This window comes from Vibrio sp. 1F263 (assembly GCF_041439035.1).
Taxonomy (GTDB): domain Bacteria; phylum Pseudomonadota; class Gammaproteobacteria; order Enterobacterales; family Vibrionaceae; genus Vibrio; species Vibrio tasmaniensis_A.
The window spans coordinates 1-8,086 of record NZ_JBGONI010000075.1; the positions used below are offsets into that span (position 1 = coordinate 1).

Here is an 8,086-nt window from a genome sequence, read left to right on the forward strand (position 1 = left end):
ACAGCGGTTTGAGTAAGCATTGAACCCCTTTAATGCTCCATCCGGTCACGTCCATCAGCGCTTTTTCGAGTGGGGATATCTCCATTTCCGGAGGTGGGTTACACTTATTTTCAGTGCTCCAAGGTAAAGCGCTCCGCGCTTCTTGCACTTGCTTCAGATCCGATTTTTTAACCAATCGAAAGTGCTCGCTGCATGTCTCAATAAGTTTTCCGAACCAACGAAAACCAACCACACGTTTGGTCTTCTCACCATACTTATTAAACTGCTCTTCATAAGCTAATTTGGCTTTGTTACCTAATTCACAAAAACCCTTCCATCTAGAGTTATCAGCGTGAGCACGAAGTGAATCAAGTTCTTCATCGAATGCGGTATCTAATGGTTTAGCTCTTCGGAGTTGACGCCAAAGCCCCACTGCAGGAGAGCCCGATTGAGAAAATTGCTTAATTCTATGAATTGATGCCCATGCACGAGCCGATAAAGCATTTTCATCCGCTTCTTTCTCTGGCATATGAGCACCATTAATGTTTTTGGAAATGTATTTAATGATGTAGCCCGTTGCCGTCCCTTTCGATGGATCACATTGCTTAGCCAAGAAACGTTTTTCCTGAAGTTCCTTTGTTTTAAGCTCTTCATTATCTTCCTCTATAGCGATCTGACGGCATATGTCCACTAGTTGCTCAAGCTGCTGTTTAGGACAATACAAAAACAAATGCGCGTGAGGAGTCCCATCTTTATGTGGTTCCGCCACCCGAAGACCAAACCAATCAACTTGATGTTTTTTGAAAAGAGCTCTCGCTCTTTTCCACTGAGCCATCAAATTTATATGGGCTTCTTTCGGTGTACACCCAATCCAATGCTTTGAGCTTCGGTGATACTTTCCCGGTAAAGTCCAAGTAATAAACACCCCTTCATAACCTAAATCGATGGCTCTTTCTTCGTCACCTCTAGAGCGTACCACCAGCTCAATACGACGATTTTCATGATTCGCCGTCGTTCGTTTCACCACTTCACTCAAATCAAAAACGGTGTCGGTCTCTTCACTGACGACAACCATCGACTGAACATAATTTTCGGCTTCTATCTGCTTGCGGCGCCACATTTCAAATGAACGACTCGATACGTAACTTCTTTGCGCTTTATCGCCCCCAACCCGCTCAAGTGCTATTTGAGCGAACTCAATATATTGATTCCGTAGATAAATGAGCTTGCGCACTAAATATCGAACATCCAAACAACGACGAATTGCACTTTCGTATTCACGCTCACAATCCTCAAGCGGCATCTGTTCGGTAATATATAACTTCGGAGGCTCAAGGTGGATTTCCTTCATCTGGGTTTCAATCGCTTGATAAGCCATATCTAAAGCAGACAAGTAGCTTTCCTTTAACTCTACTTGGCGGATGTCATAGTGGAACACTTCGGTCAGGTTTAACGCCAAACGTTCCAACGCTTCGTCATTGGTCAGCGTAAAGTGATCAAGTTGAATGTACGGTCGCAGCTCTGAGCACACGACTGGTTTGGGTTTGGCCTCTTTACGTGCATCTGCAAAGGGAAACTTATCTTCAATAATGGGTGAAAGTTTTAGGGCGTGACTGAACACATCAACAGCAAAGAGTTCGAGATTTCTTCTATCAGGATTCTTACGCTTTTTACGCTTGATAAGTTGATGTTCAATATCCTCCTGAACAACACGGGGGAGCAGCTTAAAAAAATGATGACCAATTGACGTCTCTAGAGAAAAACGAGTCGCTTCATCACGACTGGCCTGCTCTTTGAGCTGATCCTCTACATTAAGATTTGTGTCTTGCATAGCTCGATACTCGCTTACTTATCAATTTAGCTTGTTGCTCAATCAACTCGCGTTGACGCGGCGACTTTGCATGACGATATTGATAGCGCTTAATCATCAATTTCAGCTCATCGAATCGAATCTCTGTTGGTGTTTGCATATCTACACCTCCAGACTTTCAAGTAATTCAATTGCTTCTTCAAATTGGCCTAAAACAACAGAGAGATAACTATCCTCCTCGGACCCAATAGATGGGCTCAACTGACTTTCAATTAATCGATGTAACAACTTAGCTTCACTGGAATGAGTAAAATCGATGTTGATAGAATGCATAGGGGTTTCCATAATTCCTCCTCATCCATTCACTGATTGCCAATCGGTTTTTGCTAGCTCATATCGTTTCTCGATATACATAGCTAGATCTTCCACCCTGATCAGCGTTGGACTTCGTTCAGAGTCGCGTAGTTTGAAAGTAGGAACAGGAAAGTCACACGCCTTAGCTTTCTGTTCTGCGGTTTTTGGCGTAATCCCAAAAAACTCCTGACTTACGGTCTTTAATTCAACTGTCGGACTCTCGAAACGAGCCAGCAATGCGAATTGCATATTCATCTGGTCACCTGTGATACTCTGGTTAATTCAGGTCAATTGAGCCCCAAAAGCATTTCAATGGATGCTCAATGAGCTTCGAGCCTAAAAAAAGGCTCAAAACAAACTAAGCACACTTTGGAGAGGTTTGAGCATTAAATGAGCATAATTGATGATAAATTATCTGAATTAAAGGAGATGACTGGGACTTCCCGGAACGTCGATTTAGCCAAAGTCCTGGGAGTCTCCACTTCAACCATTCAAACTTGGCGCTATAGGGGGAAGATACCTGAAGATATTTTTTTTAAAGCAGAACAGGTAGCTCTTCATGGAAGCGTCACTCCTCGAGGCTATGTTTCAATAAAACTCTATGAAGTCGAAGCTAGTGCCGGTTCAGGTTCACTTGTCGAAAATGAAGACCCCTCCACCGCTCTCCTCTTCAGCGAAAAATACCTACGTAAAGACCTCGGTTACAAACCAGAGAATGTATTCCTCTTGTCCGTTCGTGGTGACAGCATGGCGCCAACACTCAAGAATCAGAGTATGGTTATGGTAAATAGAATTGATGATTTTGCGTCAGATGGGATCTATGTATTTCGGTTTGAAGGCGCCTTGTTAGTCAAGCGTCTGCAATTCTTACCGGAAGGAATCGAAGTAGTAAGCGATAACCCAACTTATAAAACTTGGGAGATAAGCAAAAAAGATTTGGAGCATAAAGATTTCCAAATCATCGGAGAAGTGGTTTGGTCAGGACAAAGAATATAACGCGTAGAAGTATTTATTGAGTGCGGTACCCCCATGGTACCCCTCGAACTAGCTCAGCCCTTGCTAAGGCTGCTTAATCAATCCAATCGAGCATTGGAGCGACGGATAAGCGGTTAGCCGCGTATTTACTGGTATTGTCAGGTTTCATAAAGCGTTACTCAAAATCTATACACTGCATATATATACAGAAACTCGCTAGTTCAGCCGCAAGCTCACCCACTCAGTACGCCTATAGTACGTATTGATGAAGTGAAACGAAGGCATCATTTAGCATTAAAAAAGAACACTTCAAAGCGGTGAATCACGCTTCACAGTGGACATTGTAGTCAAAAATAATTGGGCGATTATACACAGGGAATCGAAAACATTCAGGAACAAAGACGAACTTATTTTCCCATACAACTCGCGGAGCGTTAGTGCAGGTTTGCAGCGAGTCAGAAGCGAATGAGGTATTGAGGACTTGAGGACTTGAGGACTTGAGGTATCACGACTTACGAAGAGAAGGGGCAAGTCGATTGTTTGAGAAAGGCTACTCAATTGAAGAAGTGGCACAGGTAACTGGTCACCGAAACTTGAATGTTTTATGGCAGGTTTATACGCAGCTATTTCCGCATAAGTTGCACTCCAAATAGTGATTGTGATTGTGATTGTGATTGTGATTTAAATTAGTTTCTTATATATAGTAGCCACAAAATTCATAGGGTTTATTTATGACATTATCAATAAAGAGTGTGGTTATACACGAATTAGTCAAAATTCAGCATAAGAAGACAGCTAAGACCAAGTTGAGAACATCAGTATTATCTTCATCAGATGCAAACGTTATTAAGCTAGTTACAGGTGTCTCTGACCTATATGGAAAGAAAAACAATGCCGCCCAGTATGGTGTTTTTTCATCTAAAAAATCTAAGGGAACATTCCCTAAAAAAATAGATGCATTTACTAAAGTCCCAAATAGAGGGGATGCAGAATTTCTAACCCTGTCCACGGATACGATGACCGAGTTAGAAAGAATGGTTGAGGGTAACTCTCCTGCAACTGGTGGCTACATCTTATTTGCCGATTACACGATAGACAACACTGAATATCTGCTCGTTGCAATGTTAAAAGACCGTGCAGGCATAAAGATTACAGATGACCTAAAACTAGAAGAATTAGATCACGTTGAATTAAATCATTTGCATCAAGCAGCTAGAATCAATTTTGATAAGTACAACGAGTACCAAAACGCTACTGCTGCGATCCAGCAAGAGACAAACTATTTGAGTTTTGTTAGCCCTGCCAATAATAAAACAGCTGCAGGGTATTTCATTTCTGCTTTAGGTTGCTCAAAAGGAACAGCCTCAGCCGCTGCGACAAAAACAGTAATAACAGAAGTGCATTCATTCTTTCGAAGCAAAAACTTGAAGACAGAAGCAAGAGCCGTAAAAGGTGAGATTACTGACTATATTCTGAGTTGTAGTGAGAAAAAAGTCTCAGCGACTTTGAAAGAGATAGACCAAATTGCTAGAAAATTTTTTCCTGCAAACGATGCTGACACATGGTCTGATGAACTATTTTCTCACCTTAACGGAAATAAGTGTGAAGTACCAATTGAGTTTTCCCCAAGTAAAACTGAAGCTAAAAAGTACAAATATTTCAAACACAAAACTGCAAACTGGTCGCTAGAATTCGAACGCTCTTCACTAGGAATCAAAGCTGGCTCAGAAATTAAATATGACAAAAAAGCAAAAACACTTACTATCAGCAACCTTTCAGCCGAGCTTCGCACTCTACTGGAAAATGACTTAAGTGAACGTGGGATTAAATGATGTTAGAAGCGTTTGTAAATCTATACAGAACCCTAGATAAGCCTCGCCTTCAAGATGGTGGAGATCTAGAGTTTAACTGTGTCTTAGATGAAAAAACGCTCGACTTACTTAATCTAGTCTCAGATTCAGGCATAAGCGTAGACGAAATAGAACAGGGTAATAATTTTTATAACCTGTCTGACGCTACGGCGAATGGTCTAAGTTCCAGTGTACTTTTAAAGATCCCTGCAAATGGTGATTACAATATTTTCAGGGATTTAGATGACCTTTTAGATAGGGCTACAGAACTAACAAATGGTCAGAGTTTAGACGAATATTACGTCTGTGAAGATGACTATTGGTCTACAGAAAGTACTTCAACCGAAAGTACTTCAACCGAAAGTACTTCAACCGAAAGTACTTCAACCGACAGTACTTCAACCGAAAGTACTTCGACCGAAAGTACTTCAGCCGAAAGTACTTCGACAAAAATTAAAGACGAGTACACTAACCTTAAGCGTTATGCTGAACTAGTAAAAGGCCTTGAGAAGCTTGCTTCGTATCATGACAAAAAACAAAATAGCACCCATCATGAGTTAGTTTTCATAAGTAATGACGAGTCCATAACCTCCAAACCTGTCGTGCTAAGACCTCATATTACCTTAGAGCTCCTGAGCCGAGAGGTCATGAACACTTCGACTATCAAAGAGTTAACCTCGAAGAAAAGTGATGGCCAAGCTAATATAAATCGCGAGCGGGCAATATTCAAAGTCTCAATAATTGAGTTTTTTGAGACTAATCCTAAAAGTCAAAGTACAAGTAATTTCAAACATTTAGTTTGTAATTGGGATGAATTCATATCTCTATACAACAATAACTTTGAAACTTATTTAAGCGGGTTTGCTTTCCATAAAGCAAAGAAAGAAGTTGCAGACATAGAATTACAAGTAGCGGAACAGTACTCAAAAGTTCTTGGTGATATAGCAGGGAAACTATTTGGTCTACCAGTCTCCTTTGCTGCTCTTTTGGGTTTATTTTCTGAGAAAGCAACTACCATGTCTGACACCCTAATATTAATCAGTATTATCTCAGCATCATGGTTAATGACTCGACTCGTTTCGAACCAAAGAGCACAACTCGAAAGGATAACCCACGCAAAAGATATTTCATTTGGTAGTATTAAAGGAAAGAGCACTCAGTATCCTCGAGAGTTACAAGAAGAAATAACAAGTGCAAAAACTGCAATAGACCTAAATGCTGGTCGGTTGAAAAGAGATCTAGCCTATCTATCAACGCTAGTTTGGGCTCCGTTATCAATCGGACTTTCTCTATATCTTTGCCGCCACCGAGAACTCATAGAGCCATTAACGCTGACAATAAAAACCATATGTTTGGTCTTCTCCTCTATTATCTCCCATATAACAGCTTAAATAGCACTATAATATGATGCGTAAAATTTAGTTTTTACGCGTCATATTAAGTCTTACCTCAAGCTCATTAACTTTCTTAATTATCTTATCCATCAACACATTAGTGTTTCGAATGTTCTGCCAAAGCATTGCAAAAATCAGTATCTCAGTGGGCTTCAACCCTAATTCAGAAAGCAAAGGTAAGAGCGGTAAATCAATCACCCCTGTCCCTCGGACTCATTGCGTAGGGTTTCCCATAGGCCAATTGCTAATGGTACTAAGGTACCCAAAAGCCCTCCATACTGAACGCCCGTTTCTGAAACACTCGCAGTAAGTAGCTCAGGGTGTCCAGCGACCAAAGCAGTTCCCGCGCCAAGTAACACTAAACCCTTTTTAGTCGATGACAGGCCAATGTCGATTGAGAACTTTTGCCCAATAAGCACATTGTTGCACTTGATATTTTCAAACTCATTCACCAGATCTCTAATTCAGCTTGATTAATCAGTTATGCCTTGAGTCACACTGTCGTTTTGAGTTACCTTGTCTTATTCAAAGTCGTAGGTCACAATACGCTCTGTACCTGACTTTAATAAAATCAATGTCTCCTCAAACAAGGTTACCTAGCAATAGGGGCTGAATGGGGATGTTTGATTGAACGGTGAAAAATTTGGACCACACATTAATAGAGCAAGTTGAAGGGATATGCGTATCGCGAGGTGTTAGGCTAACACCCCAAAGAAAGCGAGTGTTTGAGCTTATCCTATCTAATAAAAAAGCCTCCAGTGCTTATGAATTATTAGAGCAATTGAAAGTCAGTGAACCGCAAGCCAAGCCTCCTACAGTTTATCGCGCTTTGGATTTTTTGTTAGAGCAAGGGTTCATTCACCGAGTTGAGTCAACGAATAGCTTTATATGCTGCTGCTCTTGCAATGCCAACACGCATTTTTCCCAATTACTGATCTGCGATAAATGTGGCACTGTGATAGAATTACAAGACGATGCGCTTGTCGCCCTACTCGCGAGTAACGCCGAGCAGCATGGATTCAAGTTGACCAACCATGTCATTGAATCACATGGCATTTGCCAAACTTGCTCCTCCGAAATGAAAGAATAAGATTATAGAAGAACATTATGCGCGCTGAATTTGTAAACCCGTTTTTAGCTTCTTTGATGAACGTACTAAAAACGATGGCATCTCTAGAATTAAAGCCTCAGAAACCAAGAGTGAAGAAAGATGAAATCGCTCGTGGTGATGTGTCCGGCCTAATTGGTATGGTTGGTACACAGTCTCGTGGCTCAATGTCGATCACCTTTGATGAAGGGCTTGCTCTAGAAATCATGGAAAACATGCTAGGTGAACGACCAAACGGTTTGAACGAAGAAGTGACCGACATGGTGGGTGAAATCACTAACATGGTAACCGGTGGCGCAAAGCGTATTCTTGCAGAAAGCGGCTTTGACTTCGATATGGCAACGCCAATCGTGGTTTCAGGTAAAGGCCATACTATTCGTCACAAGTGTGAAGGCGCAATCATCATCATGCCTTTCTCATCTCAGTGGGGTAATGCTTTCATCGAGATCTGTTTCGAATAGAGACAATCGAGTAAATAAAAAACGAAAGGCTGACGTACATACGTCAGCCTTTTTTATTGCCGTAAAATCAACGGACATAAAAAACGCCAACCGAAAGGTTTAATGCCGATCGTTTAAGAAGACTTGAACGATCTTGCAGTTAGCAGATAATCCCC

General features: G+C 41.2%; 10 protein-coding genes and 1 pseudogene. 6 read left to right on the top strand and 5 right to left on the bottom strand.

Annotated elements, in window-relative coordinates:
• The 4 genes from ACED25_RS22575 to ACED25_RS22590 all read right to left on the bottom strand — a co-directional run.
• On the bottom strand, positions 1-1,810 hold a 1,810-nt coding region (locus ACED25_RS22575), incomplete at its 3' end, for a replication endonuclease (RefSeq protein ID WP_371696176.1).
• On the bottom strand, positions 1,791-1,949 hold the full coding sequence (locus tag ACED25_RS22580) for a hypothetical protein (protein ID WP_017081571.1): 159 nt from the start codon (positions 1,947-1,949) through the stop codon (positions 1,791-1,793). The genes ACED25_RS22580 and ACED25_RS22575, both read right to left, overlap by 20 nt.
• Positions 1,950-1,951: 2 nt before the next feature.
• Positions 1,952-2,134 carry a hypothetical protein gene (locus ACED25_RS22585; RefSeq protein ID WP_029224279.1) on the bottom strand — a complete coding sequence of 61 codons (183 nt, stop codon included), beginning with the start codon at positions 2,132-2,134 and terminating at the stop codon, positions 1,952-1,954.
• Between the two features lie 9 nt (positions 2,135-2,143).
• Positions 2,144-2,398 carry a pyocin activator PrtN family protein gene (locus tag ACED25_RS22590; RefSeq protein WP_017081573.1) on the bottom strand — a complete coding sequence of 85 codons (255 nt, stop codon included), beginning with the start codon at positions 2,396-2,398 and terminating at the stop codon, positions 2,144-2,146.
• A gap of 135 nt (positions 2,399-2,533) precedes the next feature.
• On the opposite strand from ACED25_RS22590, the gene ACED25_RS22595 reads away from it, so the two are divergent.
• The 4 genes and pseudogenes from ACED25_RS22595 (at position 2,534) to ACED25_RS22610 (ending at position 6,359) form a co-directional block, all read left to right on the top strand.
• Positions 2,534-3,139 (top strand): S24 family peptidase, encoded by a 606-nt coding sequence (locus tag ACED25_RS22595; RefSeq protein ID WP_102421383.1) that lies wholly within the window; start codon positions 2,534-2,536, stop codon positions 3,137-3,139.
• A 373-nt stretch (positions 3,140-3,512) separates the two neighbouring features.
• Positions 3,513-3,771, top strand: a pseudogene (locus tag ACED25_RS22600) (tyrosine-type recombinase/integrase); the annotation flags it as partial.
• Positions 3,772-3,849: 78 nt separating this feature from the next.
• Complete coding sequence (locus ACED25_RS22605; RefSeq protein ID WP_017092106.1) at positions 3,850-4,950, top strand: nucleoid-associated protein; 1,101 nt, start codon at positions 3,850-3,852, stop codon at positions 4,948-4,950.
• Positions 4,947-6,359 carry a hypothetical protein gene (locus ACED25_RS22610; RefSeq protein ID WP_371696177.1) on the top strand — a complete coding sequence of 471 codons (1,413 nt, stop codon included), beginning with the start codon at positions 4,947-4,949 and terminating at the stop codon, positions 6,357-6,359. The genes ACED25_RS22605 and ACED25_RS22610 overlap by 4 nt, the downstream gene beginning before the upstream one ends.
• 197 nt (positions 6,360-6,556) lie before the next feature.
• Here ACED25_RS22610 and ACED25_RS22615 read toward each other — a convergent pair whose 3' ends face one another.
• Positions 6,557-6,814: a hypothetical protein gene (locus ACED25_RS22615; RefSeq protein ID WP_371696179.1), complete on the bottom strand. Its 258-nt coding sequence runs from the start codon at positions 6,812-6,814 to the stop codon at positions 6,557-6,559.
• A gap of 182 nt (positions 6,815-6,996) precedes the next feature.
• On the opposite strand from ACED25_RS22615, the gene zur reads away from it, so the two are divergent.
• Both zur and ACED25_RS22625 read left to right on the top strand, forming a co-directional pair.
• A complete protein-coding gene (gene zur / locus ACED25_RS22620; RefSeq protein WP_012603115.1) occupies positions 6,997-7,452 on the top strand; it encodes a zinc uptake transcriptional repressor Zur in 456 nt (151 codons plus the stop codon).
• Between the two features lie 17 nt (positions 7,453-7,469).
• Positions 7,470-7,931, top strand: a complete 462-nt coding sequence (locus ACED25_RS22625) for a chemotaxis protein CheX (protein WP_009847897.1) — start codon at positions 7,470-7,472, stop codon at positions 7,929-7,931.
• Positions 7,932-8,086 lie beyond the last annotated feature (155 nt).

Bases quoted from the DNA above. Each gene is read 5' to 3' on its own strand.
- ACED25_RS22610 (WP_371696177.1), top strand. From the start codon at position 4,947: ATGATGTTAGAAGCGTTTGTAAATCTATACAGAACCCTAGATAAGCCT.
- ACED25_RS22625 (WP_009847897.1), top strand. From the start codon at position 7,470: ATGCGCGCTGAATTTGTAAACCCGTTTTTAGCTTCTTTGATGAACGTA.
- ACED25_RS22590 (WP_017081573.1), bottom strand. From the start codon at position 2,398: ATGAATATGCAATTCGCATTGCTGGCTCGTTTCGAGAGTCCGACAGTT.
- ACED25_RS22595 (WP_102421383.1), top strand. From the start codon at position 2,534: ATGAGCATAATTGATGATAAATTATCTGAATTAAAGGAGATGACTGGG.
- ACED25_RS22580 (WP_017081571.1), bottom strand. From the start codon at position 1,949: ATGCAAACACCAACAGAGATTCGATTCGATGAGCTGAAATTGATGATT.
- ACED25_RS22585 (WP_029224279.1), bottom strand. From the start codon at position 2,134: ATGGAAACCCCTATGCATTCTATCAACATCGATTTTACTCATTCCAGT.
- ACED25_RS22605 (WP_017092106.1), top strand. From the start codon at position 3,850: ATGACATTATCAATAAAGAGTGTGGTTATACACGAATTAGTCAAAATT.